The following is a 24,765-nucleotide window of genomic DNA, read 5'->3' on the forward strand; positions in this document are numbered from 1 at the left end:
CCGCATGCCCAATTCCGCCGTTTCACAACCGCTCTTCCTGTATTCCACCACCGTGTCCGACGTGGGCACGGTGCGCGCGAACAACCAGGACTCATCCTTCGCGGGCGAGCACCTCATCGCCATCTGCGACGGCATGGGCGGTCACGCCGGCGGCGACACGGCCTCCTCCATCGCCATCCGCTCGTTGGCGCACATCGAACAGGACGACACCGGCGGCGACATCGAAACCATCTCTCGCATGATGGAGACCTCCGTCATGGCCGCGCACGACGCGATCGTGGGCAAGGCCAAGCGCGAGCGCAAGCTGGCCGGCATGGGCACCACCGTGACCGCGGTGGCCCTCGTGGCCGGGTACTGGGTGATCGCGCACATCGGCGATTCACGCGCCTATCTGCTGCGCGACGGTCATCTGGGCCGCATCACCTGCGACCACAGCTACGTCCAGCACCTCATCGACACCGGCCGCATCACGCCCGCCGAGGCCAAGAACCACCCCCAGCGCAACGTGGTGATGCGCGTGCTCGGCGACTTCGACATCGACCCGCACCCGGACATCTCCATCCGCAAGGCCCATCCCGCCGACCGCTGGCTGCTGTGCTCGGACGGCCTGTGCGGCGTGCTGGAGGACTCCACCATCGAGGCGACCATGACCTCGCTGGCCGATCAGGGCGAGTGCGCCCAACGGCTCGTGCAGATGGCCCTGCGCGCCGGCAGCACGGACAACGTGACCGCCGTGATCGCGGACGCCACGCTGGCCCTCGACGCCGACGCCTTCGACCTGCCGCACCAGACGCCGCTCATCGGCGGTGCGGCCAGCCGTAACCTGGAGCCCATCGCGGACATCATCAACGAACCGGTGGCCACCGCCCCCGCCCTGCGCGAGGACGACTCCCCCGCCGCCCGCGCGGCCGCGCTCATCCAGCCGGCCAGCGCCCACGAGGACGCCGACGACGCGCCCGCCACCGAACCCGGCACGGTGCGCGTGGCCCAGCCGTCCACCGTGCGCGAGGAGAACGGCGAGCGCGCCAACCCGGACACCGGCGAGATCCCGGTGGTCCTCAAGACCGACGGACGCCTGTCCGCCGACCCCAACGACCCGGAGGTGGCCAAGGCCATCCATGCCGAGCATGTGGAGCAGAAGAAGGCCAAGCGCGTCAAGAAGCGCCGCGGCACCATCGCCGTGGTGATCGGCTGCGTGCTGGCGCTGCTGGCGTTGGCCGGCGTGGCCTGGGGCGGGTACGCCTGGAGCCAGACCCGTTACTACGTGGGCACCAGCAGCGGCAAGGTGACCATCTACCAAGGCATCCCCACCAACGTGTTCGGCCTGGAGCTCTCGCATGCGGTGGAGCGCACGGACATCACCTCCTCCGAGCTGCCGACTACCTGGCGTGACCAGCTCAAGCAGGGTATCACGGTGGATTCGCTGGCCGAGGCGCAGTCGCATGTGAACATCATCCGCAGTGAAATGATCAAACTTCAGCAACAGCAGGAGAAGGCGGCCGAGGAGAAGGCCGAGGCCGTGACCAAGAGCGCCGAGAAGGCGCAGGCCAAGGCCGATTCGTCCGATTCGTCTTCATCCGACAAGTCCAATGACTCCGGTTCGTCCGGTGATTCCAGTTCCTCTGATTCGTCCAACCCGGACATCGGCGCGGCGGACGACGCCGCCACGGGGGGTGCGCAATGATCGCAACCCGCCTGCGCCAGATCTCGCTGCTCATCTTCGCGATGGCGGTGAGCGCTCTCGGCCTGGTCCAGATGTTCCAGCGCACCACCGGCGAGTTCCCGCAGCAGTACCTCATCATGCTGGCGGTCGTGGTGGCGCTCTTCCTGGTGCTATGGGGCCTGACCATCCGATTCCAGCCGTACGCGAGCCAGTCGATCATCCCCTGCGTGCTGCTGCTGACCAGCACCGGCGTGACGATGATCGCCCGCATCGACCAGAGCATGGGCAAGTCCGTGGGCACGCGCCAGCTGCTCTGGCTGTGCCTGGCGCTGGTGCTCGTGGCGCCGATCATCATCTTCCTCAGGGACTACCGCGTGCTGCGGCGGTTCTCGTACGTGTCCATGGTGGTGGGCCTGGTACTGCTGCTCTCCCCGATGCTGCCCGTGATCGGCGAGGAGGTCAACGGCGCGCGCATCTGGGTCAAGATCCCCGGTCTCGGCCAGTTCCAGCCCGGCGAGTTCGCCAAGCTGTTCCTGGCGTTCTTCTTCGCCGCCTACCTGTTCGATCACCGCGACCAGCTGGCCGTGGGCGGCAAGAAGGTGCTTGGCCTGCAGCTGCCGCGCATCAAGGACCTGGGCCCGATCATCATCGTGTGGTTCGCCTCGATGGGCGTGCTCATCATGCAGCACGATCTGGGTACCTCGCTCATGTTCTTCGCCATGTTCGTGGCCATGCTGTACGTGGCCACCGGCCGCAAGAGCTGGATCATCATCGGCCTGATCGCCTTCGCGGCAGGTGCCGTGCTCGCCGCGGGCATGTTCAGCCATGTGGGCCAGCGCGTGGACGCCTGGCTGCACCCGTTCAGCGCCGAGGAATACAACAAGGAATACGGCGGCTCGTGGCAGCTGGTCACCGGCATCTTCGGCTTGGCCTCCGGCGGCCTGCTCGGCACCGGCCTGGGCCAGGGGCACCCGGCCCTGACCACGTTCGCCAACTCGGACTTCATCTACGCGGCCCTCGGCGAGGAGCTCGGCCTGGTGGGCCTGCTGGCCATCCTGATGATGTACCTGATCATCGTGGCCTCCGGGTTCATCACGTCCATGAAGGTCAAGGACGGCTTCGGCAAGCTGCTGGCCTCCGGCCTGGTGTTCACCATGGCGTTCCAGGTGTTCACCGTGGTGGGCGGCATCACGCTCGTCATCCCGCTGACCGGCCTGACCCTGCCGTATATGGCGGCGGGCGGCTCGAGCCTCATCGCCAACTACATCCTGGCGGCGCTGCTCATCGTGATCTCCAACGCGGCCAACGCACCGGAACCGGAGCTGACCTCGGACACGTTCCAGTACGAGGCGCTGGCGGTACTGCGAGACAAGGAGCTCAAGGCCCGCGCACGCGCCACCGAGGAGATCGTCAAGCCGCGCAGCGCGTCCGCTTCGGCATCCGCGGACGCGACCGGGACCGAAGCCGTGGCGCAGCAGGTGGCCTATGCGGCGCAGGCCGGTCAGGCCGCCGCGGCTACGCGATCGGGGCAATCAGCGCAACCGACACAGCCGGCACCATCGGCATCATTCGCACAGCCGGCCGCCCCGGACACGGCAACGTCCACTCAGACCCCCGCGCCGACCGCATCGTTCGCCGATATCCCCGCTCCCCCGGCTCCGCACGCAGGCCATGCCTCGCATGCCGCCCACGGAGCCCACGCCGCGCACGCCGCCGAGGACAACCCGTTCTCCGGCTTCCCCGGCTTCGGCAGCTCGGACGGCGCCGACGACCTCGATGACGACGATCCGATCATCGACATCACCCGTCAGGACCCTTCGCGCTTCGACATCCCCGAGCCGTCCACCCGGACCGCTTCCCTACCGCCCATTCCACCCGTCAACGGAGGTGACCGCGTATGAACAAGTATCTGCGCCAGCTCTTCACCGCCGTGGTGGCGCTGTTCGTGGTGCTCGGCCTGTCCTCCACGATCCTCATGGCCGTGCGTGCGAACGAGCTCAACAACGATTCGCGCAACGCCCGTTCGCTCTACCACCAGCTTGGTGCCGACCGCGGCGCCATCCTGGCCTCCGACGGCACGGTAATGGCCAAATCCGAGCCGATCAACGATGCCTTCAAGTACCAGCGCGTCTACTCCAACGGCCCGCTGTATGCGCCCGTGACCGGCTTCTTCTCCATCACCCAGACGGCCGACCGCGGCCTCGAGGCCTCCCGCAGCATGCTGCTCAACGGCGAGGCCGACGCACTGATGTGGCAGCGCACCAAGGCGCTGCTCACCGGCGGCTCCAACCAGGGCGCCTCCATCGAGACGTCCATCGACCCGAAGCTGCAGCAGGTGGCCTACGACCAGCTCGGCTCGCGCGACGGCGCTGCCGTGGCCATCGAGGTCAAGTCCGGCCGCATCCTGGCTATGGTGAGCACCCCGAGCTACGACCCGAACCAACTGGCCACGCACGACACCAAGGCCGCCGCCAAGGCGTATCAGGAACTGTCCGCAGGCCAGGATAGCCCGCTCATCAACCGCGTCACCTCGCAGCTCTACCCGCCCGGATCCACGTTCAAGACCATCGTGGCCGCCACCGCGCTGGAGACCGGCGACTACGAGCCGGACACGCAGATTCCGGCCGGCTCCTCCTACACGCTGCCCGGCACGGTGACCCAGCTGCCGAACGCCGAATCGCAGGCGGACGGCACCAACGGTCAGATCACCCTGCAGAACGCCATCGCATGGTCGTCGAACACCGCATTCGCCCAGTTGGGCGTCAAGCTCGGCTCCGAGAAGGTCTCCGACATGGCCACCAAGCTCGGCTTCGGCAGCACCATCACCATCGACGGCTCGGATGCGACCGGCACCCCCATGACGGCCACCGCGTCCACCTTCCCCACCGATCCGACCGACGACAAGCTCGCGCTGGCCTCCATCGGCCAGGGCGACACCACGGCCACGCCGCTGCAGATGGCGATGGTGGCCCAGGCCATCGCCAACGACGGCAAGCTTATGCGCCCCACCCTCGTGGACCGCGTGCGCGCCTCCGACCTGACCGTGCTCTCGCAGACCAAGGCGCAGGTCATGGCGAACGTCTTCAGCAAGGATTCGGCAGACAAGCTCACCCAGATGATGGAGCAGGTGGTCACCCAGGCCAACCCGCAACTGGCCATCGACGGCATCCAGGTGGCCGCCAAGACCGGCACCGCGCAGATCGGCGTGGGCAACACCAGCATCGACGGCTGGGTGATCGGCTTCGCCCCGGCGGACGATCCGCAGATCGCCGTGGCCGTGCTGGTGCACAACACTGACGTATACGGTTCGCTCGCCGCTGGCCCGATCATGCGTGCGATGATTCAGGAGGCTCTGCAGCAATGAGACTGATCGAAGGTCAGCTGATTCACCGACGTTATCGCTTGGATTCCCGCCTCGCGCAGGGCGGCATGGGTGAGGTCTGGAAGGGCTACGACATCCAGCTCGGCCGCGAGGTGGCCATCAAGGCCCTGCGTTCGGACGTGACCAACGCCGAGGCCAAGCTGCGCCGACTGCGCGCCGAGGCCCACAATTCCGCGAACCTCGCGCACCCGAACATCGCCGCGCTGTTCGAATACTACGAGCACGACGGCATCGGCTTCCTCATCATGGAGTACGTGCCGAGCAAGTCGCTGGCGGACCTGTTCCACGAGAAGGGCGCGATGGACGCCACCGAGCTGCTGCCGATCCTCATCCAGACCGCGCGCGGCCTGTTCGTGGCGCACAGCCACGGCGTGATCCACCGCGACGTCAAGCCGGCCAACATCATGGTCTCCGACTCCGGCCAGGTCAAGATCACGGACTTCGGCGTGAGCTACTCCACCGGCCAGGGCCAGATCACCCAGGACGGCATGGTGGTGGGCACCGCCCAGTACATCTCCCCCGAGCAGGCGCAGGGCCAGCAGGCCACGCCCCAGTCGGACATCTACTCGCTGGGCGTGGTGGCCTACGAGGGTCTGGCCGGCCATCGCCCGTTCACCGGCACCACGCCGGTGGACATCGCGGCCGCGCACGTGAACGACCCGGTGCCGCCGCTGCCCGATTCGGTGGACGTGCAGTTGCGCGAGTTCGTCATGTCCATGCTGGCCAAGGACCCGCTGGACCGCCCGAAGGACGCGCTTGTGGTCTCCCGCACGCTGGCCCGCATCGAACGCCGCCTGCTTGACCAGCAGACCGAAATGACCGACCGGACCGCCACGATCGCGTCCGGCGGACGCCTGCCGCGCAGGGTCACGAGCACGCCGCGCATCGTATTGGAGACCCCGGTCTCAAGGATTGGAAGGAAGAAGCAATGAGCAGCATGCCTACTGCGTTGGCCGGCGGCCGATACCAGCTTGGCCAGCTCATCGGCCGCGGCGGCATGGCCGAGGTCCACGTGGCCCTCGACACCCGTCTGGGCCGCACCGTGGCCATCAAGATCATGCGCGCCGACCTGGCCAACGACGACATCTTCCTGGCCCGCTTCCGCCGTGAAGCGCACGCCGTGGCGCAGATGAACAACCCGAACATCGTCAACATCTACGATTCCGGCGAGGAGACCGTCTCCAGCGAGAACGGCCAGACCGAACTGCTGCCGTACCTGGTCATGGAGTACGTCAAGGGCCAGACCCTGCGCGACATCCTCAAGGTGAACGGCTCCCTGAGCCAGCGCGACGCCGAACAGGTGATGCTCGGCGTGCTCAGCGCCCTCGACTACTCGCACCGCATGGGTGTGATCCACCGCGACATCAAGCCCGGCAACATCATGATCTCCGAGCAGGGCGTGGTCAAGGTCATGGACTTCGGCATCGCGCGCGCACTGGACGATTCCGCGGCCACGATGACCCAGTCGCAGGGCGTGGTGGGCACCGCGCAGTACCTCTCCCCGGAGCAGGCCCGCGGCGAGACCGTGGACATGCGCTCTGACCTGTATTCGGCCGGCTGCGTGCTCTACGAGATGCTCACCGGGCGTCCGCCGTTCACCGGTGATTCGGCCGTGGCCATCGCCTACCAGCACGTGTCCGAGGTGGCCACGCCGCCTTCCGCCGTGGTGCCCGGCCTGCCGAAGATGTGGGATTCCATCTGCGCCAAGGCCATGGCCAAGGACCGTCAGAACCGCTATGCCACGGCCGCGGAATTCCGCAACGACATCCTGACCTTCATGAACGGCGGCGTGCCCGTGGCGGCCGCGTTCAACCCGCTCACGGACATGACCAACGTGCAGGCCCGCAAGAACGCGGAGACCGCCAGCCCCACCGTGCAGATGGACCGCCAGCCCACCACCGCGTACAACCCGGCCACCGGCCAGTTCGAGCAGATCGTCCCGGCCAGCGGCAGTTTCGCCTCGGTGCAGTCGCGCGCCAAGCAGCGTGCGGCGGCGGCCAAGGCCAAGAAGCGCCGGACCATCATCATCAGCACGATCATCGGCATCGTGGCGGTAATCGCCATCGTTTGCGGCGTGGTGTACGCCCTGCGTGACACCGGTTCCGCCACGGCCGACACGGTCACCGTGCCGGAATGCACGGCCAACACCTCCAAGGACGGCATCAACGCCAAGCTCAAGGCGCTGGGCCTGACCATGGTGGAGAAACACGACACCGACTCGACCGAACCGGCCGGCACATGCACCAAGATGAGCCCGGAGGCGGGTTCCAAGGTGTCCAAGGGCTCCGAGGTGGAGGTCTGGTTCTCCGACGGCCCGCAGTCCACGTCCGTGCCCGACGTCAAGGATCTGAGCCAGAGCGAGGCCCGCACCAAGCTGGAGAAGGCCGGATTCAAGGTGAACAGCTCGGTCAAGAGCGAGCCCAGCGATTCCATCGAGAAGGACAAGGTGACCCGCACCGATCCGGCCGCCGGTTCCTCGCAGCCCAAGGGCACGACCATCACGATCTACGTGTCCACCGGCATGACGGTGGTGCCGAGCAACCTCGTGGGCCAGACCAAGGAAGCCGTGGTGGCCGAGTACGGCGACGACTTCACCCTCAACTTCCAGGAGGAGGAGTCGGATACGGTGCCGGCCGGCTCGATCACGCGCGTGAGCCCCGGCTCGGGCGTGGCCATCGAGCAGCACGGCACGATCACGCTGTGGGTGTCCACCGGCAAGCAGCAGGTCACGGTGCCTTCCATCGCCGCGGGCACGTCCTATACGACCGCCAAGCTCATGCTGCAGGCCGAGGGCCTGAACGTCTCGGTCAGCGGCCCCACCGACTCCACGGCCATCGTGGTGAGCATCAATCCGGGTGCCGGCACGCAGGTGGACAAGGGCTCCACGGTGACGCTCACCACCACCAGCAGCGGTAGCGGCGGCAACGGCAACAACGGAGGCAGCACCGACAACGGCGGCGGCTCCACCGACGGCGGCGAGACCAAGCCCACCACGCCCACGGAGTAACCATCGATAGAAACAAACTGGCTCCCCTCTCTGAGGGGAGCTGTCGAACGGAGTGAGACTGAGGGGAGTCCATCGGGACATTCCCCAGCCAGCTCCGCTGACAGCTCCCCTCAACAGGGACATTGCCGTGAAGCAAACAGCAGAGCTGTTTGTAGGCAATGTGCGAGACGACAGTCGAGCCGGCAAAACGCGAACGAAGTTCGTCCTTAATTGCAGGACGAGCCCAACTATCTATATAAGCCCTTACTTCGTCACCTTCGGCTGCAGACCGGCGGACTTGGCCACGGCGTTCTCCTGGCCGCAGACCTTGAGCCAGTTGGCGAGCAGACGGTAGCCGTCCTGCGTCATCACCGATTCGGGGTGGAACTGCACCGCGTACATATGCTTGCCCTTGACCTTCAGGCCCTGGATGATGTGGTCGCCCTCGGTCCATGCGGTCACCACGAGCGTGTCCGGCACGGAATCGGGTTCCACGGCCAGCGAATGGTAGCGGGTGGCGGTCATCGGGTTGGCCACGCCTTCGAAGATCTCATCGTCGATATGTTCCACCTGGCTGGTCTTGCCGTGCATGATGGTGGGCGCGTGGTCCACCGTGCAGCCGTAGACCTCGGCGAGCGCCTGCAGGCCAAGGCATACGCCGAACATGGGCGTATCGGTCTCGGCGGCCAGACGGATCATGCCCTCGCTGGCACCGGATTCGGCCGGGGCGCCGGGACCGGGGGAGATCAGCACGCCGTCGTAGCCGTCCAGCACGCCGGGCGCGGCCGGGTCGATGGCGTCGTTGCGCACCACGTCAACGGTGGCGCCGAGGGTTTTCAGGTAGCCGACGATCGTGTAGACGAACGAATCGTAGTTATCCACCACCAGAATGTGCGCGGAATCAGTCATGCTTGCTCTCCTTGGAAGACGTGTTCTGCAAGCCATACTACTCAGTACGGGTGCGGCGATGCGGGTTGATTCCAGTAAGGAGGAATTGGCGTGAGGAATCGGCGTGCGGCCGATGCTGTGTTTCCCGCAGACTTCCGCCTGCCTCTTCTCTCCCCCAGTCAGCTTCGCTGACAGCCCCCTCGTCAGAGGGGGCCAAGGAACTATACGATATAGACTTGCCTCCCTCTGGCGAGGGAGGTGGCTCGGCGTAAGCCGAGACGGAGGGAGAGCAGCAACGCAGACGAAAGTCTGCGGAAAAACCCAGCATCGGCCGCAGGCCGATTCCCACTACTGCGGAACGGCCACGTAATTGGACATCTGCTGGAGGAAGGGGATGTGCGCGGCGGCCCAGGGGAATCCCCACTGGAACAGCGCGCAGGAGGCCGCGAACAGGAGCAGCGCGGCCAGCAGCAGTCGGATCGGCAGCACGCCGGGCTGTAATCGCACCAAAGCGCCATACAGGCTCGCGTCCGGACGGCGACGCTCCCCCAGACGAATCGCACGCATCACCGGCCATCGCCAAGCCACGGCGGCGGCGATGAACAGAATCACCCACGCCACCAGGGCCCATGCCATCACACGGTCCAGCGAGCCGATGCGCGAGGCCACGGACGGCGTCTCGGTCACCGCAAACTTCACCGCCCCGGACGAATCGGTGGTGGCCAGCTCGGCCGGCACCCCGTCGGACACCTTGGCCCAGTAGGCCAGTTCGCCGTAGCTGATCCAGCGATGCGTGGGTGTGGAGTATTTCGGCTCGCAGGTGGTCATCGTGATCATGCGTTTGGTGGGTTCGGCACCCGGGTTCTCGGGGTTGGCCGAGATCACATACGTGTCGGTGGGCAGCACGATCTCGTAGCGCGTGTAGTGGTAGACGTACCAGTAGTGCTCGGTGCGGATGATGATGGGGTCGCCGGTCTGGAGCTTGTCCACGTCGCCGAGCGGCTGTCCGTAGCCGTTGCGGTGGCCGGCGAACGCGAAGTTGCCCACCTGACCGGGCAGTTGGCTGGTCTGGTACCGGCCGAGACCGTGGCGGTTGAGCTGTTCGAGCGTGGTACCCTCCACCAAGTTGCGGTGCCAGCCCGAGCCGAAGCGGGGGATGTACACCTGGGCGATGAGGTCGCCGTACTGCGGGTTCTCGGGTTCGGCGGGCGGGTCGCCCTCCTGCGCCTTGGCGATGGTCGTGGTGCCGCTGTCGTTGCTTCCTGCCGCCGGATCGGACCAGGAGACGGATTGCAGGGTCTCGTTCTGCGTCTGCTCGGATTCCACGCCGGTCCACCACATCTGCCATACGATGTACAGCGCGCAGATCGCGGCCACGGTGATGAGCAGTTCCGCAACGACGCCGAGCGCCTGCCACAGCGGGCCTCGGCGGGTGCCGGGCATGCCTACGTTGCGCGAGCCACCGGGAATCTGGCCGGAACCGCCGGGAATCATCGCAACGACGCCGTCGCCCTGCGCACCCGCCGCTCCCCTACGCGCCCCACGCGCCTCGGCCCGGCTACCGAATCGGCCGCGCGAGCCGCCGGCCCCGCCGGTGTGCCTGCCGCGGCTCACTGCGCCGCCTCCTCGTCCTTGACCTTGGACGAATCGACCGTGGCGTACTTGAGCTGCTGGAGCAGGGCCGCGGTGGACGGGAACTGGAGGTCGTCCTTGTTCTCCACCTTGTACCCGATGCCGAACGCGGTGACGTACTGTTTCAGAATGGTGATGGCCTTGGAGTCGTTGAGTGCCTTGCGCATGGCCGAGGCATCGCCGATGGCGGAGATGGTGAACGGCGGCGCGTATTTCTTGCCGTGCAGCGAGAGCACGTTGCCCGAGCAGATCACGGCGGAATTGAACAGCACGCGCTGGTCCATGATCATCATGGCCTGGGCGCCGCCGGCCCACAGCGCGTTGACCACGGACTCCACGTCCTGCTGGTGGATCACGTAGTCGTCAATGTTCGAGATCGAGCCGTTGTTGTTCACCGCGTTCTCCCACAGCGGCGAATCGTCGAGGATCACGGTCACGCCCGCACCCTCCAGTTCGGGCAACATCAGGCTGGAATCGTTGCCGCCGGACTGGGATGAGCTTTGCGAGCCGTCTGCGCTGAGGATGTCGGTGAGACTGTCGATCTGCGAGGTTAGATCCGTGACCTCCTTTTGCAGGCCCGCCACCTCGTCCACGCTGTGTTCGATGAGGTCGGCGGTATCATTGTTCACGGTGGTGGTACGGTTCACGCGCACGTTGGTGCTGAGCAGGAATCCGGTGAGCGCGATGACCACGAACGCCGCGATACCGGCCGCAAGAGAGCGCTTCACGCCATGCTTACCCACGTGTTTGACCATAAATACCCGTCTTTTCCTCGGCGTGTTCGCTGGTTTCGAGTGTAACCACTATTATGACTTTTAGCCTATTGAATGGAGACTATGCTGATGGCTAACGAAGAGCTGCACGAAACCGACTCGAACGACCAGAAGGACTGGCAGGACGAGACTTCCGCCAAGGCCGCTGACGACGCTGCTGCCGCCGAGGACGAGAACTACGGTGTTGATATGGATCAGGTTCAGGCCGTCCTGAACGCCACCGCCGACAAGTCCACGATGACCCCGCAGATGCAGCGCATGATGAGCCGCCAGGAGGAGAACACCAAGCGCGTGGAGGAGACCATCAAGGGCACCAAGTCCAACCCGCGTTGGTTCGTGCCGGTGTTCTGCGCGTTCATGATCATCGGTTTGATCTGGTGCGTGGTGTACTACCTGTCCCCCTCCGGCGCCTGGCCGATTCCGAACATCGGCGCCTGGAACCTGGCGATCGGCTTCGCGCTGATCATGGTGGGCTTCCTGATGACGATGGGTTGGCGCTGAGTCCGCTACCTTCGTCGTCTGATTGACGTATTTCAAGGCCGGCTTTCCGATTCTTCCGGATCGGGAGCCGGCCTTTTGCGTAGGCTCTGTTCAACCAAGATTGACATGGCCCCATTCTTGGCTCCCCTTGAAGGACATTGCCGTAAGGCAAACAGCGGAGCTGTTTGTAGGCAATGTGTGAGACGACGGTCGAGCCAACGGGACGCGAACGAAGTTCGTCCTTGATTACGGTAGAGCTGTCGGCGAAGCCGACTGAGGGGTAGCCCAATGGAATTCATGCCAATCTTGGTTTAAGAACCTTTGCGTATCCGTTCCGTTCTGGCGGGCCGGTATCGGCTGTGCACGTCTTGTCCACCAGTTACCCACAGCTATCCACCACTTATCCACGAGTTATCCACACGGTTATCCACCCAATGTGGATGAATTACATGATTGTAGTTTTTCGGGCCAGTTATCCACCGAATGTGGAAAAGGGTGTGGATAACTAGTGGATAAGTGGTGGATAAGGTGCGTTTCATGGTGCATATCCCGTGTATAACCCTGATTTACGCCGATTTTCCGCCGGTTGGCCGGTGCATGAAAAGCCAGGAAATCGGCATGATACGCAAGTTATCCACAGTTGCGCGAAGAGGACTTATACACCGGGCTGCCCTGATATCCACCGATTCACCGGGTTATCCACAGACTTATACACTTTTCCCCACACCTGTGCACAACTCGATTCCACACCCCGCGGTATCCCTTGCATCGTCGATGTGCATAACTCGGGTGTGGATCGGGGAGGGCAGGACCTTACAGCAGCCCGGCGTACGGGTTGGCGGTGTTGAGGGCGAGAATCAGCGCGATCACCAGCACGGTGACACCCCAGCCATACACCTGCATGCGCCATTTCAGGCTCTTGCCGCGCCACGGCTTCACGCCGGCCACCAGCAGCCAGGTGAGCAGCCCGCCGACCACGAAGCCGCCCACATGCGCCTGCCAGGCCACGCCGCCCACCACGAACGGCAGGGCGAAGTTCACCGCCATCCACACCAGCATCGAGCGGATATCGGCACCAATGCGCCGATACACCACCAGCAGGGCGGCGAACAGGCCGAACAGCGCGCCCGAGGCACCGTATGCGGCGTACCGCCATCCCTGACCGCCGGGGGCCAGCACGCCCCATGCCATGAGGCCCAGCGCGCCGCCGAGACCGGAGATCATGTACAGACCCAGGAACCGCCAGTGGCCCATGAGCCGTTCGAGTTCGGGGCCCACAGAATACAGGGCGATCATGTTGAACAGGATGTGCAGAATCGAGTTCGGCGCATGCAGGAACATCGAGGTGACGATGGTCCACGGCTCGCGCACCATCGTGGCCGGGGCCGCCATGCCCTGCACGATCAGCCAGTTCTGCAGCACCGGCGAAAGGAATCCGGCGAGCACCTCCACCAGCCACACCGCCACGCAGACGATGATCAACGCCCAGGTGACCACCGGACCGCCGCGTTCCCATTGGTATCGAATCTGCTGTTTGGTAGGCATACGCATGGGCTCCACTGTATCGGAGCGCATGTCATTCCACCCAATCGACACAAACACCGACTTAGAATAGGGAGCAGAGTCGGTCTGAATGGGCATACCGACCAGACGATCCCTAGGGAAAGGAGCCGTCATGGAGAACAAGTCTTCTAACGGTTGGAAGTTCTTCGCACTGCTGTTCGGCGCGCTGCTCGCAGCGGTGGTGGGTCTGTACATCTACAAGCAGCAGAACCCGGATTACGATCCGTGGGAGGAGCCGTGGGAGAACAGCTCCTCGCCGGTGGATCTGGGCCTGAACAAGGCCGCGGACAAGGGCGATGAGGAGGAGCCCGAAGCCGCCCCGGCCGAAGCCTGATTCCCAGCCGTTATAACGGAAAGCCCCCGCAACCGATTGGTTGCGGGGGCTTCCTTTATGTCCGTGCATCAGCCGACTGACCGAGGGGAGTTCTAACACTGACTATCCCTCAGTCGCCTCCGGCGCCAGCTCCCCTGACAAGGGGAGCCGGAAAAACTCAGGCGAGCGGAGCGAGTCGACTGACGTGCGGCGCCGTTAAGCAAACAGTCCGGTGGACTGTTTGTAGGCGACGCCGAGCGACGACAGTCGCGAGGCAGGGACCAGCGCGCATTTGGCGCGCCGGTTCCGAGCCGTCAGTTGGCGAGCTTGCTGGACTGATAATGCGTGCGGCCTCTAGGCGCAGAAGGCGAAGGCGTACGAAGGTACGTCGAACCTTCTGCAACGACGAGGACGCTCCATTATCAGGCGAGAGGACCGGTGTGCCAAATGCGCTCGAGGTAATCCTCCATCGAGCGGTCGGAGCTGAAGTAGCCGGAGTTGGCCACGTTGAGCAGGGCCTTGCGGTTCCACTCGAGCGGGTCGCGGTAGAGCTTCTCGATCTCGGCCTGGATGTCGGCGTAGGCGGAGAAGTCGGCCAAGGTCATGAACCAATCCTTGGTCAGCCAATCGGCCACGAGCGGGGCGTAGGCGTTGCGGTCGCCGTTGGAGAAGGTGCCGTTGGCGACCAGATCGATGGCCTGCTTCAGGCGAGGATCGGCCTCGTAGTACTTGGCCGGATCGTAACCGTCGGCGTACAGCTTCTCGACCTCATCGACGGTCATGCCGAAGAGGAAGAAGTTCTCGGCGCCGACCTTCTCGCGGATCTCGACGTTCGCGCCGTCCAGGGTACCCACGGTCAGGGCGCCGTTGAGGGCGAACTTCATGTTGCCGGTGCCGGAGGCTTCCTTGCCGGCCTGGGAGATCTGCTCGTCCAGCTCGGTGGCGGGGATCAGGTTCTGGGCCATCTCGATGTTGTAGTTCGGCAGCATGTGGACGGCCAGCTTGCCCTTGACGTCCGGATCGTTGTTGACGACCTTGGAGACGTTGTTGATGAGCTGGATGGTCATCTTGGCCAGGTAGTAGCCCGGGGCGGCCTTGGCACCGAAGAACACGGTGCGCGGCAGGATCTCGTCGGCGGAGACGGTGCCGTTCTTGATGGCGGCGTACTTGGAGATGACGGCCAGGATCTTCAGGCTCTGGCGCTTGTACTCGTGCAGACGCTTGACCATCGTGTTGAACATGGTGTTCTCGTCGATGTCGATGCCGTAGCGATCCTTGGCGAAGCCCACGAAGGAGTGCTTGTTGGCGGCCTTGACGGCGGCGAACTTCTTGACGAACTCGTCGTCCTGGGCCAGCGGGACCAGGCCCTGCAGCAGCTCGAGGTCGGAGAGCCACTTGTCGGTGCCCAGGCCCTCGGTGATGAGGTCGGACAGGCCGGGGTTGGCCAGCTTGACGAAGCGACGCGGGGTCACGCCGTTGGTCACGTTGGTGAACTTGTCCGGGTAGGCGTCGGAGAAGTTCTTCAGGGTGACGTCCTTGAGCAGCTGGGAGTGCAGCTCGGCCACGCCGTTGACGTGGGAGCCGCCGTAGGTGGCCAGGTAGGCCATGCGGACCGAGTCGCCGGTGTAGATGCGCATGTCCTCGATGGTCTCGTCGGCGACGCCCTTGCCCTTGAGCTCGTCCTCGAACTGCTCGTTGATCTTCTCGATGATCTCGAGGTGACGCGGCAGCAGCTCGCCGATCAGGCTGGCCGGCCAGACCTCGAGGGCCTCCGGCAGCAGGGTGTGGCAGGTGTAGTTGAAGGTCTTCTGGGTCACGGTCCAGGCGGTATCCCAGTCGTAGCCGTACTCATCGATGAGGATGCGCATGAGCTCCGGGATGCCGATCACCGGGTGGGTGTCGTTGAGCTGGAAGGTGATCTTGTCCGGGAAGGTGGTCAGATCCGGCTTGTCCTGGCCCGGGTAGAAGACGCGGATGGCGTCATGCAGGGAGGCGGACACGAAGAAGTACTGCTGCTCGAGACGCAGCTCCTTGCCGACCTTGGTGGAATCCTCCGGGTAGAGGATCTTGGAGATGTTCTCGGCCTTGACCTGCGGCTTGACGGCCTCCATGTACTCGGAGCGGTTGAAGGCGAGCAGATCGAACTCGTCGTAGCTCTTGGCGGTCCACAGGCGCAGGGTGTTCACGCGCTGGGACTTGTAGCCGGGCACCAGGTAGTCGACCGGCACGGCGCGCACGGACCAGGCCGGCTTCCACACCTTCTTGCCGTTCTCCTCGACGACCTCGCCGCCGAAGGAGACCTTCTGGTCACGGTTGTAGTCGATGTGGCCCCACGGCTCCTCGTTGCTCAGCCAGTAGTCCGGGGTCTCCACCTGCTTGCCGTTCTCGTCGAACGTCTGCTTGAAGATGCCGTACTTGTACTGGATACCGTAGCCGAAGGCCGGCACGCCCAGGGAGGCGAGGGAGTCGATGAAGCAGGCGGCGAGACGGCCGAGGCCGCCGTTGCCCAGGCCCGGCTCGTACTCGGCGTCGACGATGTCCTTCGGCTGGAAGCCGAGGGCCTCGACGGCCTCGTCGAACTGCTCGGTCAGACCGGCGTTGAGCAGTGCGTTCTCCAGCTGCTTGCCCATGAGGAACTCGGCGGAGAGGTAGCCCACGGCCTTGGTGTTGCCGTTGACGGTGTCGGCCTGGGTGGTGAACCAGGCGTCCGCGAGGTGGTTGCGCACGGCCTTGGCGGCGGCGACGTACACGTCGGCGGCGGCGGCCTGCTCAGGGGTGACGTTCTGGGTGTACTTGAGTTGCTCGCGAATCTCGTCGGCGAACTGAGCCGCCGTGACAGGAGACTTGGGTGCGGTGATTTCGGTCATTCTGACTTTCCTTCCGGGATAGTTGCCCGACTTCATTATGCCGCGAGATAGGTATCGCCACATAAACGCAGGCATGAACTCTCCGTAACAGCATTGGAAAAGAGCGTTATGCATACGTTCTCATTGAGAGCATAGCACGCCTACGTAGTTTGCGCATCTCCGCGTATGTCATCGATGTCATCGTTTGCAGTGCGCGCCCCGCGGCCTGCGGAATGCCCCTCGCCCGGGCGCGCGACATTCCGGTATCCGAGACATCCTCCACGTTGGCGTCATCGAAGAGCCGCCGTGCACGCCATCGTGCGAAGATGGGGGCATGGCTGTGATTTTGGAAAGGGACCTGCCTCGCGGCCGCGAGGCATTCAAGCGTTGGGCCGAGGCCGCACGGGAGGCGGCGAACGCCGTCGGCGGCACCGGCGCCGCCATCAGTGATTCCGCCGATTCCGGCGATTCCGGCAGCAGTAGCGCCGCCCGCCTCGCCGTCCGGCCCGAACTGCCGCGCAACGTATGGGCGATGGCCGTGCGCTACTCGCTGTTCCTGCTGGAGCGCCGCGCGCCCGGACCGGGCGTGGAGGTGCGCGTGGCGCCATGGGGCGCGGTCAAGATTCTGGACGGCCCGGAATCGGATCCGCACAATCTCACCCCGCCGGACGTCATCGAACTGGACCCGGAGGTCTGGCTGAGGCTGGCCTGCGGCATCACGGATTGGACGGAAGAGAAGGACGCCGGGCATATCAGCGCCGTCGGCGAACGCGACGACCTGAGCGACCTGCTGCCGCTGGTCTGACGGAGTCGCACGCAATGAAAAAGGCGCCCGCATTAAGCGGACGCCTGAAAAGCATGAAGAACGACGGCTCTATGACCGCCGTCAAACGCCGATCGATAAGCCCGATCACTGCTTCGGCTTGAGGGCGCTCGGAATCGGGCGCGGCTTCGGCATCGGGATGGGCTTGTGCGGCGCGGCCGGCTTGGCCGTGGTCTTCGGGAACTCGCCGCTGGTCGCCTTCGCGGCGGCCTCGGCGGCCCACTTGGCGTATTCATCAAGATCATCGTCCGCGACCGAAGCGGCCGGTTCGGAAACGGCATCCGCAGCGGACGTCTCATGATCAGCGTCCACATCGTGAGCATACTTGGCTTCGATGTCGGCGAACGGATCGGGAGACCCCACTCCCGGCTCCTGCTCGCTCAGTTCCTTGGCCAGCTCGTCATAATCGGTATCGGTAGTCAGATACTTGAGCTTACGGGCTATTTTCTGCTGCTTGGCTTTCTGACGTCCGCGGCCCATGCGACCCCCTGCGATTACTGTGCTGTTCGATTCATCAACTTATGAGAGTACCACTTGTTTGCGGCTTGTTCGTTGTCGGCTCACACTTTTACCATAAAAAGCGTTTATTTGAGGCTATTTCAAAGGATTTCGCATGACCGATGAGCAGCAATTGACAGCGGCTGGCAATGAGATGAGCGCGAGCTTCCTCGCCGCGAAGAAGCGTTCGGATGAGACGCTCGCCAAGCTCGAAGCCGAGCCGGGCAAGTTCACGATGCTCACCGGCGATCGCCCGACCGGCCGCCTGCACCTGGGCCACTATTTCGGCTCCATCAAGGAGCGTGTGGCCATGCAGAACAAGGGCGTGCACTCCAATATCATCATCGCGGACTATCAGGTGATCACCGACCGCGACACCACCGAGCACATCCAGGAGAACGTGCTGAACCTCGTGCTGGATTACATGGCCGCCGGCATCGATCCGAAGAAGACCATGATCTACGCGCACTCCGCCGTACCGGCCGAAAACCAGCTGCTGCTGCCGTTCCTCTCCCTCGTGACCGAGGCCGAGCTGCACCGCAACCCGACCGTGAAGTCCGAGATGGAGGCCTCCGGCCACGCGCTGACTGGCCTGCTGCTCACCTACCCGGTGCACCAGGCGTGCGACATCCTCTTCTGCAAGGCCAACGTGGTGCCGATCGGCAAGGACAACCTGCCGCACATCGAGATCACGCGCACCATCGCCCGCCGCTTCAACGAGCGTTACGCCAAGAAGCACCCGGTGTTCCCGGAGCCGGCCGCCATCCTGTCCGACGCCCCGGAGATCCCGGGCCTCGACGGCCGCAAGATGAGCAAGTCCTACGGCAACTCCATCATGCTGGGCGCCACCGCCGAGGAGACCGCCAAGCTCATCAAGAAGAGCCCGACCGATTCCGAGCGCAAGATCACGTTCGACCCGATCGCCCGCCCGCAGGTCTCCGCGCTGCTGACCACCGCGGGCCTCGTGACCGGCCGCGATCCGAAGGAGATCGCCGAGGAGATCGGCGATGCCGGCGCCGGCGCCCTGAAGGCGTACGTGATCGAGTCCGTGAACAGCTTCCTGGCCCCGCACCGCGAGCGCCGCGCCGAGCTGGCCAAGGATATGGATTACATCCGCGACGTGCTGGAGGACGGCAACAAGCGTGCCAACGCCATCGCCGAGGAGACCCTCGACCAGGTGCGCGAGGCCATGGGCATGAAGTACTGAGAGTACTGAGTTTTCGCCCGGTCGTTCGGGCGGGCGTGTAAGTACGTGCAAGGCTGTGCGCCGCATCCCTTTTGGAGGTGCGGCGCACAGCCTTTTTGTATGGCCTTTGGTATGGCTCAGTAGACGCGGGTGCCGGCCACGAACGTCATCGTGACGTGGGCGGGCATGGCGCGCATGGCCTCCGGCGTGGCCTGGGCGTATGGGTCGGCGTCCAGGAGCACGACGTCCGCGGGATCGCCGGCTTCGAGGCGATCGCGGCCCACTGCCGTGGATGCGGCCAACGCGACCTCGACCGGCAGGCACTGCTCGGGCTGGAACGGCTCGCGATCCGAGCTTTCCGTGCCGAAGACCGCGGCGGAGATGGCCAGCCACGGATCGAGCGGGGCGACGGGCGCGTCCGAGCCCATGCGCAGTTTCGCCCCCGCGTCATGGAGCGCGCGGAACGGGTAGGGGATGCCGGCCGGATTGGCCCAGAAGCGGGTGATGACGTCACGGTCGTCCATCGCGTGCTGCGGCTGGATGCTTGCCGTAAGCCCCAGCTGGGCGAATCGTGGGATGTCCACGGGCTTGAGCATCTGCGCGTGCTCGATGGAGCCGTGCGCATGGGTGGCCTCCGCGGCATTCAGCACGATGGTGTTCGCCTCGTCACCGATGGCGTGGCAGGCGATGTCAAAGCCGTGCTCGGTGGCGAGCCGCATGTACTGCTCGATCTGCTGCGGCGTGTAGCTCAGGGTGCCGTAGGTGGCGGGTTCGATGCCCGAGTACGGGGTGGAGCAGTAGGCGGAGCGCGTGTTGAGCGAGCCGTCCGAAATAAGTTTCATGGCGCCGACGCGGCCCAATCCGTTGCTGCCTGGGAGGGTCTTGCCGGTATGCCATCCGGCGTCGATGGCGGCCTGCATGCGTTCGGGATATACGCCGGCGTCCACCCGCAGCTTGTTGATGCCGGCCGTGAAACGGCCGATCCAGGTGTCGATGTTCTCGGCCATCTCGTAATCGCGGATGCCGACGATGCCTTTGGCGACCGCATCCCGCTCGGCCTCGCGCAGCAGTCGGTCGGTCTCCTCGGCGGCGCCGGGCGCCTTGTCGAACTGGGTGTAGGCGTCAAACCATTCGAGTTCGCCCACAAGCCCGGTGCGTTCGTCCACATGCACGCCCAATCGCCGTGCCGCCGCGGAATTCACCCAGCCGCAGTGCATGTCCGCGCTGGAGAGCGCCACCGGCTGATCACCGGTCACCGCGTCGATGGCGGCGAGCGTGGGCTGTTCGTCGTCGGACCAGAGGGAGTGGCGGAATCGCATGCCCACCACGAAGGCGTCGGGATCGAGCGTGCCGGCGGCGCGGCGCTCATCGAGATGGGCACGCAACATGTCCATCGCCTCGGACGCCGAGCGGGCGTTGATCAGGTCCAATCGCCCCAGCGTCTTGGACCATTGCGTGAAATGCGTGTGGCAATCCCACAGGCCGGGAATGGCCCAGAGACCGTCGGCGTCGATGGTGGTTTCGGCGGCCGATGCATCGACCGGCACAGACGGCCTCTCATCAGCCGAACCGGCCGGACTGACGGACGCGACCTTTCCGTCCTTCAGGACGATATCGACACGGGCTTCGGAGCCGGGGACACCGGCATTGGCAATGCGCACCAAGCTATTCATACCTGCCATCATGCCACCGCCAAGTCGACGGAAGGCCCGCCGCGCTCACTTCTCGCCGCGGACCTCGGCCTCCATGGCCTCCATCGGCCCGTCCACCAGCACGGAGCCGGAGGGCAGGGAGCCGGGCAGCGGATCGTCCATGTAGTGGTCGAACTCGTAGAGCATGCGTTCGTTCGGCGCCTCGGTGACCAGCGAGACCACCACGATGAACAGCAGCGAGATGAGGAACGCCGGCAGCAGCTCGTAGATGGCGAAGATGCCGCCCAGCGGCTTCATGACGTTGTGCCAGATGAGCACCGTGGCCGTGCCGGAGATCATGCCGGCCACCGCGCCGGCCTTGTTGGCGCGGCGCCAGTAGAGCGCGCACAGCATGAGCGGGCCGAACGAGGCGCCCAGGCCGGCCCATGCGTAGGAGACCACCTGGAAGATGGAGGAGTTCTGGTCGTAGGCCACGAGGCAGCCGAAGATGAACATCACCACGAGGGTCACACGGGCCACGATCATGACCTGGCGGTCCGTGGCCTTCCGGTGGAACAGGCCGCGGAAGATGTTCTCGCCCATGGCGGAGGCGCCGATGATCATGTACGAGGAGCTGGAGCTCATCGAGGCGGCGAAGATGCCGGAGACCACCACGCCGCACATGAAGCTCGGCAGCAGGGTCTGGGCCAGCACGATGAAGATGGTTTCGGCGTCCGTGGCGGTCAGCAGCTCGGTGGGCATCATGGCGCGGCCCACCAGACCGATGCACACGGCGCTGGCCAGCGAGAGCACGCACCACAGGGTGGCGATGATGCGGGACTTGCGCACCTCCTCCACGCTGCGGATGGAGAGGAAGCGCACGAGCACCTGCGGCATGCCGAAGTAGCCCAGACCCCACGCGAGCATGGAGACGATGGTGATGATGCCGTACTCGGACGGCTCGCCGAACACCGCACGGCCGGCCTCGACCAGCTGTCGTCCGGTTTCCGGGTCGAGCTGCGGGGAGGCCACCTGCGTGCCGGACAGGTATCCGGGGATGGACTGGAGGAAGGCCACGGTGTTGCCGACGCCGCCCGCATTGGCCACGGTGCCGATGAACACCACGGCGAGCGCGAAGAACATGAGCAGGCCCTGGATGAAGTCGGTCATGACCACGGACAGGTAGCCGCCCACCACGGTGTAGACGAACACCACCAACGCGCCGAGGATCATCATGAGGTGGTAGTCGAAGCCGAAGAGCGCGGCGAACAGCTTGCCCACGGTCACGAAGCAGCTGCCCACGTACACGCTGAAGAACACGAGGATGATGATGGCGGCGATGGTGGAGATCACGCCCTTGGTGTCATGGAAGCGCTTGGCGAAGAAGTCCGGGATGGTGATGGAGTCGCCGGCCACCACCGAGTAGCGGCGCAGGCGCCGGGCCACGATCTTCCAGTTGAGGTAGGTGCCGATGGCCAGGCCCAGCGCGGTCCACATCGGGTCGGCGGCACCGGTGAAGTATGCCAGGCCGGGCAGGCCCATGAGCAGCCAGCCGGACATGTCCGAGGCCTCGGCGGACAGGGCGGTGAGCCACGGTCCCACGCCGCGGCCACCCGCGAAGTACTCCTTGGAGGAGGAGTTGGACCGCTTGGAATACACGAATCCGATGGACAGCATGGCCGCGAAGTAGATGACCATGGCCAGCAGAATCCAGAAATCGTTCGCCACGCTAACCGCCTTACGTCAATGGGATGGCTCCGCCCGTCGCGCTTTGGATTCCTTTGTACGGGAACCGTCAGTGCAGTGTCGGCTGACTGCAGGTAGTCAGGGGGACAGGTCACGGGGATAACCGCCGTCATGACCCGATCGAAGAGCCTTCAGAAATCTTCCTTTGTGGCCGACCTTTCCGGAACGCAAGGACAAAGCGGCGCAAATGGAACGATTATGTCTCAGAGTGTGGCTGTGCGACACGGAGGCGCGGTGTGGCGCCGGAAGCGACGCCACACGCAACGTCAGATGTCGTAGCGCCAGGACTTGTCCGTGATCACGCGGGCCATGGCCAGGCCGATCGGCAGGCAGATGATGACCATGAACGCCTTGAACGCCCAGTCGAGCGCGGTCAGCGTATCGAACGACCCCAGGTGGAACATGGCCTGGTACATATACAGGCCGGGCACCATGATCACGATGGACGGCACGGTCAGGCAGATGCGCGGGTAGCCGAAGTGCGGCGCGAGCCAGCCCTTGCGCACGGACGAACGCCATGCGGTGGCAAGCAGGCCCGCGAGCAGCGCGCCGATGAACGCGCCGGCCTCGGCGGGCACGCCGTGGTCGACGATCTCGAGTCGCAGCGTATCGGTGATGGCGCCGATGGTCGCGGCGACGAGGCACATGCGCTGCGGCGAGTTGAACATGATGGAGAAGCCCCAGACCCCGAGGAATGCGAACACGAAGCGCAGCGCGCCGTTCACCCACACGTTGAGGCCGAGCGGCTCGAATCCGGTGGGGTTGAGGTGCACGATCGAGGCCACCATCCAGCCGGCGAGCGTGGCCATGAGCACGATGCACAGGAAGTACGCCAATCGCTGGATGCCGGACGGGAAGTCGATCTTGGCCATGTCCAGGCCGCTGGTGATGAGCGGGAAGCCGGGGATGACGAACAGCATGGCGCCGATGTAGGCGGTGTCGTGTTGCAGGGCTATCGGATCGAACAGGCCGATGAGTCGCAGCGTGCCGGTGCAGGCGAGCGCCGCCAGGGCGACGCACACGAAGGTGACGAAGAACTGGTTGAGATGCCGCTTGAACAGAAGACGGCGCAGCCAGTGGCCGAGGCCGGCGCCCACGAACGCACCGACCATGTCGTACGGACCGCCGCCGAGCAGGAACACGAAGGATGCGCAGGCGATGGCGGAGGCCAGGCCCGCGAAGGCCGGCGAGTACAGGGGCTTGCGGTGCTCGATCATGTCGAGGCGCTGATGGGCCTGTCGCACGGTGATGCCGCGGCCTCCGTTGCCATTCGCGCCGGAGGCGTTGTCGAGATGGTCGAAGTGCTCGGCGTACTCCTTCGGCGGCTTGCGGTTTGCGGCCTTGGTGGCCTTCGTCGCCTTGGCGCCGCGAAGGCGCGACGGCTTGTCGGAGGATTCGGCGGTGTGGTCGGGGAAGTCCGATTCCATCGCGTTCGAAGCCGGTGTGCGCCGCGTCTCGGCCGACTGTTCCGCCGCCTGTTCGGCCTCGCGGACCTGCTCGTCGGCGGCGCGGGCTGCGAGCGACTGGGCCATCGCGGACTGCGACCAATCGGTCTCGTGCACATGCAGCTGGTGGGCGCGCGGGTCGCCGGGATCGACGTGGCGGCTCGCGTCCTCAAGGGCGTCGAGCACGGCGTCCTGCCCAGGGCGGGAGGAGGCTTTCTCCTCCTTTTCCTCCTTGCGCAGCTGCTTGGAGAGGTCGGCGGAGACCTGCGAGGCGTCCTTCGCGTCGAGGTGCTGCATCAGGCCCTGGGAGACCTCGGGCTGCACGTGGTACATCGACTCCTCGCCCAGGTTCACGGAGAACCAGTCGGCGAAGTGCTCCAGCAGCCAGATGCGTTCGGTGTTGACGCCGGTGCTCGGCAGATCGATGACCTCGGTGATACGGTCCTTGCCGTCCGTGCAGGCCGCCTCGATGTCCGTGAGGTTCACGTCGGCGCGCACGTGCACGCCGAGCGGGTAGGCGATGCGGTGCATCATCTCGCGCACGCGGAACGATCCGGTGCCGGCGGACAGGTCCAGCAGGCCGACGCGCACGATCACGCTGGCTTTGGCCGCGATGCCGGCCTCGGCGATGGGCTTGTCCCAGTCGCGCTCGATATCCTCCATGTCCAGCGGAATGGAGTGGGTATGGAAGTGCGAGACGGCGATGGCGCCGTGCTCCTTATGGTCCTCTTGATGTTGGCTCTCACTCACGTTCTCCATTACTACCGCGCGCAATCGACCGGAAAACGGCGAAAAATGGACTTCGTAACGTAAGTGGTGATTGGGCGGCGATACACTGTAGCGCGTAAACAACCACGTTGAATACAGGCTGTGGGCTCGCAACGACCGGCCTCAACAACCGCGGAGGAGC

At 65.0% G+C, this 24,765-nt stretch carries 18 protein-coding genes; 9 read left to right on the forward strand and 9 right to left on the reverse strand.

Going from position 1 to position 24,765, the window contains the following annotated elements; translation table 11 throughout:
• Positions 1-4: 4 nt before the first annotated feature.
• Genes KIH81_RS06205 through pknB form a run of 5 tightly spaced genes read left to right on the forward strand, consistent with a single transcriptional unit; the run spans position 5 to position 8,052 of the window.
• The gene (locus KIH81_RS06205) at positions 5-1,684 is read left to right on the forward strand and encodes a PP2C family protein-serine/threonine phosphatase (RefSeq protein WP_214304572.1); all 1,680 of its coding nucleotides are present in this window, start codon (positions 5-7) and stop codon (positions 1,682-1,684) included.
• A complete protein-coding gene (locus tag KIH81_RS06210; RefSeq protein WP_236029353.1) occupies positions 1,681-3,564 on the forward strand; it encodes an FtsW/RodA/SpoVE family cell cycle protein in 1,884 nt (627 codons plus the stop codon). Before KIH81_RS06205 ends, KIH81_RS06210 begins: the two co-directional genes overlap by 4 nt.
• Positions 3,561-5,027 (forward strand): peptidoglycan D,D-transpeptidase FtsI family protein, encoded by a 1,467-nt coding sequence (locus KIH81_RS06215; protein ID WP_214304573.1) that lies wholly within the window; start codon positions 3,561-3,563, stop codon positions 5,025-5,027. Before KIH81_RS06210 ends, KIH81_RS06215 begins: the two co-directional genes overlap by 4 nt.
• A complete protein-coding gene (locus KIH81_RS06220; RefSeq protein WP_109055962.1) occupies positions 5,024-5,977 on the forward strand; it encodes a serine/threonine-protein kinase in 954 nt (317 codons plus the stop codon). The genes KIH81_RS06215 and KIH81_RS06220 overlap by 4 nt, the downstream gene beginning before the upstream one ends.
• Complete coding sequence (gene pknB, locus KIH81_RS06225; protein ID WP_420829131.1) at positions 5,974-8,052, forward strand: Stk1 family PASTA domain-containing Ser/Thr kinase; 2,079 nt, start codon at positions 5,974-5,976, stop codon at positions 8,050-8,052. Before KIH81_RS06220 ends, pknB begins: the two co-directional genes overlap by 4 nt.
• A 243-nt stretch (positions 8,053-8,295) precedes the next feature.
• On the opposite strand, the gene KIH81_RS06230 is transcribed toward pknB, so the two are convergent.
• The 3 genes from KIH81_RS06230 to KIH81_RS06240 all read right to left on the reverse strand — a co-directional run bounded on the left by KIH81_RS06230 (position 8,296) and on the right by KIH81_RS06240 (position 11,306).
• Entirely contained in the window at positions 8,296-8,940 is a 645-nt protein-coding gene (locus KIH81_RS06230) for an anthranilate synthase component II (RefSeq protein WP_214304574.1), read from the reverse strand.
• Between the two features lie 327 nt (positions 8,941-9,267).
• Positions 9,268-10,362, reverse strand: coding sequence for a class E sortase (locus KIH81_RS06235; RefSeq protein WP_236029375.1), 1,095 nt, complete (start codon positions 10,360-10,362; stop codon positions 9,268-9,270).
• Between the two features lie 167 nt (positions 10,363-10,529).
• Positions 10,530-11,306: a DUF881 domain-containing protein gene (locus tag KIH81_RS06240; protein ID WP_214304575.1), complete on the reverse strand. Its 777-nt coding sequence runs from the start codon at positions 11,304-11,306 to the stop codon at positions 10,530-10,532.
• 81 nt (positions 11,307-11,387) lie between these two features.
• Here KIH81_RS06240 and crgA point away from each other — a divergent pair, with 81 nt between their 5' ends.
• Positions 11,388-11,825: a cell division protein CrgA gene (crgA, locus tag KIH81_RS06245; RefSeq protein WP_193852551.1), complete on the forward strand. Its 438-nt coding sequence runs from the start codon at positions 11,388-11,390 to the stop codon at positions 11,823-11,825.
• Positions 11,826-12,617: 792 nt separating this feature from the next.
• Here the strand turns inward: crgA and KIH81_RS06250 are convergent.
• Complete coding sequence (locus KIH81_RS06250; RefSeq protein ID WP_214304576.1) at positions 12,618-13,355, reverse strand: rhomboid family intramembrane serine protease; 738 nt, start codon at positions 13,353-13,355, stop codon at positions 12,618-12,620.
• A 124-nt stretch (positions 13,356-13,479) separates the two neighbouring features.
• Here KIH81_RS06250 and KIH81_RS06255 point away from each other — a divergent pair, with 124 nt between their 5' ends.
• A complete protein-coding gene (locus KIH81_RS06255) occupies positions 13,480-13,701 on the forward strand; it encodes a hypothetical protein (RefSeq protein WP_170114947.1) in 222 nt (73 codons plus the stop codon).
• Positions 13,702-14,102: 401 nt separating this feature from the next.
• On the opposite strand, the gene KIH81_RS06260 is transcribed toward KIH81_RS06255, so the two are convergent.
• Positions 14,103-16,547, reverse strand: a complete 2,445-nt coding sequence (locus tag KIH81_RS06260) for a glycogen/starch/alpha-glucan phosphorylase (RefSeq protein WP_214304577.1) — start codon at positions 16,545-16,547, stop codon at positions 14,103-14,105.
• Between the two features lie 313 nt (positions 16,548-16,860).
• Here KIH81_RS06260 and KIH81_RS06265 point away from each other — a divergent pair, with 313 nt between their 5' ends.
• The gene (locus KIH81_RS06265; protein WP_214304578.1) at positions 16,861-17,331 is read left to right on the forward strand and encodes a sterol carrier family protein; all 471 of its coding nucleotides are present in this window, start codon (positions 16,861-16,863) and stop codon (positions 17,329-17,331) included.
• Positions 17,332-17,436: 105 nt separating this feature from the next.
• Here KIH81_RS06265 and KIH81_RS06270 read toward each other — a convergent pair whose 3' ends face one another.
• A complete protein-coding gene (locus KIH81_RS06270) occupies positions 17,437-17,829 on the reverse strand; it encodes a DUF3073 domain-containing protein (protein WP_214304579.1) in 393 nt (130 codons plus the stop codon).
• 133 nt (positions 17,830-17,962) lie between these two features.
• Here KIH81_RS06270 and trpS point away from each other — a divergent pair, with 133 nt between their 5' ends.
• Positions 17,963-19,054 (forward strand): tryptophan--tRNA ligase, encoded by a 1,092-nt coding sequence (gene trpS / locus KIH81_RS06275; protein ID WP_214304580.1) that lies wholly within the window; start codon positions 17,963-17,965, stop codon positions 19,052-19,054.
• A gap of 116 nt (positions 19,055-19,170) precedes the next feature.
• Here trpS and KIH81_RS06280 read toward each other — a convergent pair whose 3' ends face one another.
• The 3 genes from KIH81_RS06280 to KIH81_RS06290 form a co-directional block, all read right to left on the reverse strand.
• Positions 19,171-20,715, reverse strand: coding sequence for an amidohydrolase (locus KIH81_RS06280; RefSeq protein WP_214304628.1), 1,545 nt, complete (start codon positions 20,713-20,715; stop codon positions 19,171-19,173).
• Between the two features lie 36 nt (positions 20,716-20,751).
• On the reverse strand, positions 20,752-22,392 hold the full coding sequence (locus KIH81_RS06285) for a sodium/proline symporter (RefSeq protein WP_214304581.1): 1,641 nt from the start codon (positions 22,390-22,392) through the stop codon (positions 20,752-20,754).
• A 284-nt stretch (positions 22,393-22,676) separates the two neighbouring features.
• The gene (locus tag KIH81_RS06290; RefSeq protein ID WP_214304582.1) at positions 22,677-24,614 is read right to left on the reverse strand and encodes a threonine/serine exporter family protein; all 1,938 of its coding nucleotides are present in this window, start codon (positions 24,612-24,614) and stop codon (positions 22,677-22,679) included.
• Positions 24,615-24,765: the final 151 nt, after the last annotated feature.

The organism is Bifidobacterium miconisargentati (assembly GCF_019331675.1).
Classification (GTDB): Bacteria; Actinomycetota; Actinomycetes; order Actinomycetales; family Bifidobacteriaceae; genus Bifidobacterium; species Bifidobacterium miconisargentati.

Excerpts from the sequence above, each read along its gene's own strand:
- pknB (WP_420829131.1), top strand. The coding sequence starts at position 5,974 with ATGAGCAGCATGCCTACTGCGTTGGCCGGCGGCCGATACCAGCTTGGC.
- crgA (WP_193852551.1), top strand. The coding sequence starts at position 11,388 with ATGCTGATGGCTAACGAAGAGCTGCACGAAACCGACTCGAACGACCAG.
- KIH81_RS06280 (WP_214304628.1), bottom strand. The coding sequence starts at position 20,715 with ATGGCAGGTATGAATAGCTTGGTGCGCATTGCCAATGCCGGTGTCCCC.
- KIH81_RS06205 (WP_214304572.1), top strand. The coding sequence starts at position 5 with ATGCCCAATTCCGCCGTTTCACAACCGCTCTTCCTGTATTCCACCACC.
- KIH81_RS06220 (WP_109055962.1), top strand. The coding sequence starts at position 5,024 with ATGAGACTGATCGAAGGTCAGCTGATTCACCGACGTTATCGCTTGGAT.
- KIH81_RS06250 (WP_214304576.1), bottom strand. The coding sequence starts at position 13,355 with ATGCGTATGCCTACCAAACAGCAGATTCGATACCAATGGGAACGCGGC.
- KIH81_RS06290 (WP_214304582.1), bottom strand. The coding sequence starts at position 24,614 with ATGGAGAACGTGAGTGAGAGCCAACATCAAGAGGACCATAAGGAGCAC.
- trpS (WP_214304580.1), top strand. The coding sequence starts at position 17,963 with ATGACCGATGAGCAGCAATTGACAGCGGCTGGCAATGAGATGAGCGCG.
- KIH81_RS06240 (WP_214304575.1), bottom strand. The coding sequence starts at position 11,306 with ATGGTCAAACACGTGGGTAAGCATGGCGTGAAGCGCTCTCTTGCGGCC.
- KIH81_RS06270 (WP_214304579.1), bottom strand. The coding sequence starts at position 17,829 with ATGGGCCGCGGACGTCAGAAAGCCAAGCAGCAGAAAATAGCCCGTAAG.
- KIH81_RS06265 (WP_214304578.1), top strand. The coding sequence starts at position 16,861 with ATGGCTGTGATTTTGGAAAGGGACCTGCCTCGCGGCCGCGAGGCATTC.
- KIH81_RS06215 (WP_214304573.1), top strand. The coding sequence starts at position 3,561 with ATGAACAAGTATCTGCGCCAGCTCTTCACCGCCGTGGTGGCGCTGTTC.
- KIH81_RS06210 (WP_236029353.1), top strand. The coding sequence starts at position 1,681 with ATGATCGCAACCCGCCTGCGCCAGATCTCGCTGCTCATCTTCGCGATG.
- KIH81_RS06235 (WP_236029375.1), bottom strand. The coding sequence starts at position 10,362 with ATGCCCGGCACCCGCCGAGGCCCGCTGTGGCAGGCGCTCGGCGTCGTT.
- KIH81_RS06260 (WP_214304577.1), bottom strand. The coding sequence starts at position 16,547 with ATGACCGAAATCACCGCACCCAAGTCTCCTGTCACGGCGGCTCAGTTC.
- KIH81_RS06255 (WP_170114947.1), top strand. The coding sequence starts at position 13,480 with ATGGAGAACAAGTCTTCTAACGGTTGGAAGTTCTTCGCACTGCTGTTC.
- KIH81_RS06230 (WP_214304574.1), bottom strand. The coding sequence starts at position 8,940 with ATGACTGATTCCGCGCACATTCTGGTGGTGGATAACTACGATTCGTTC.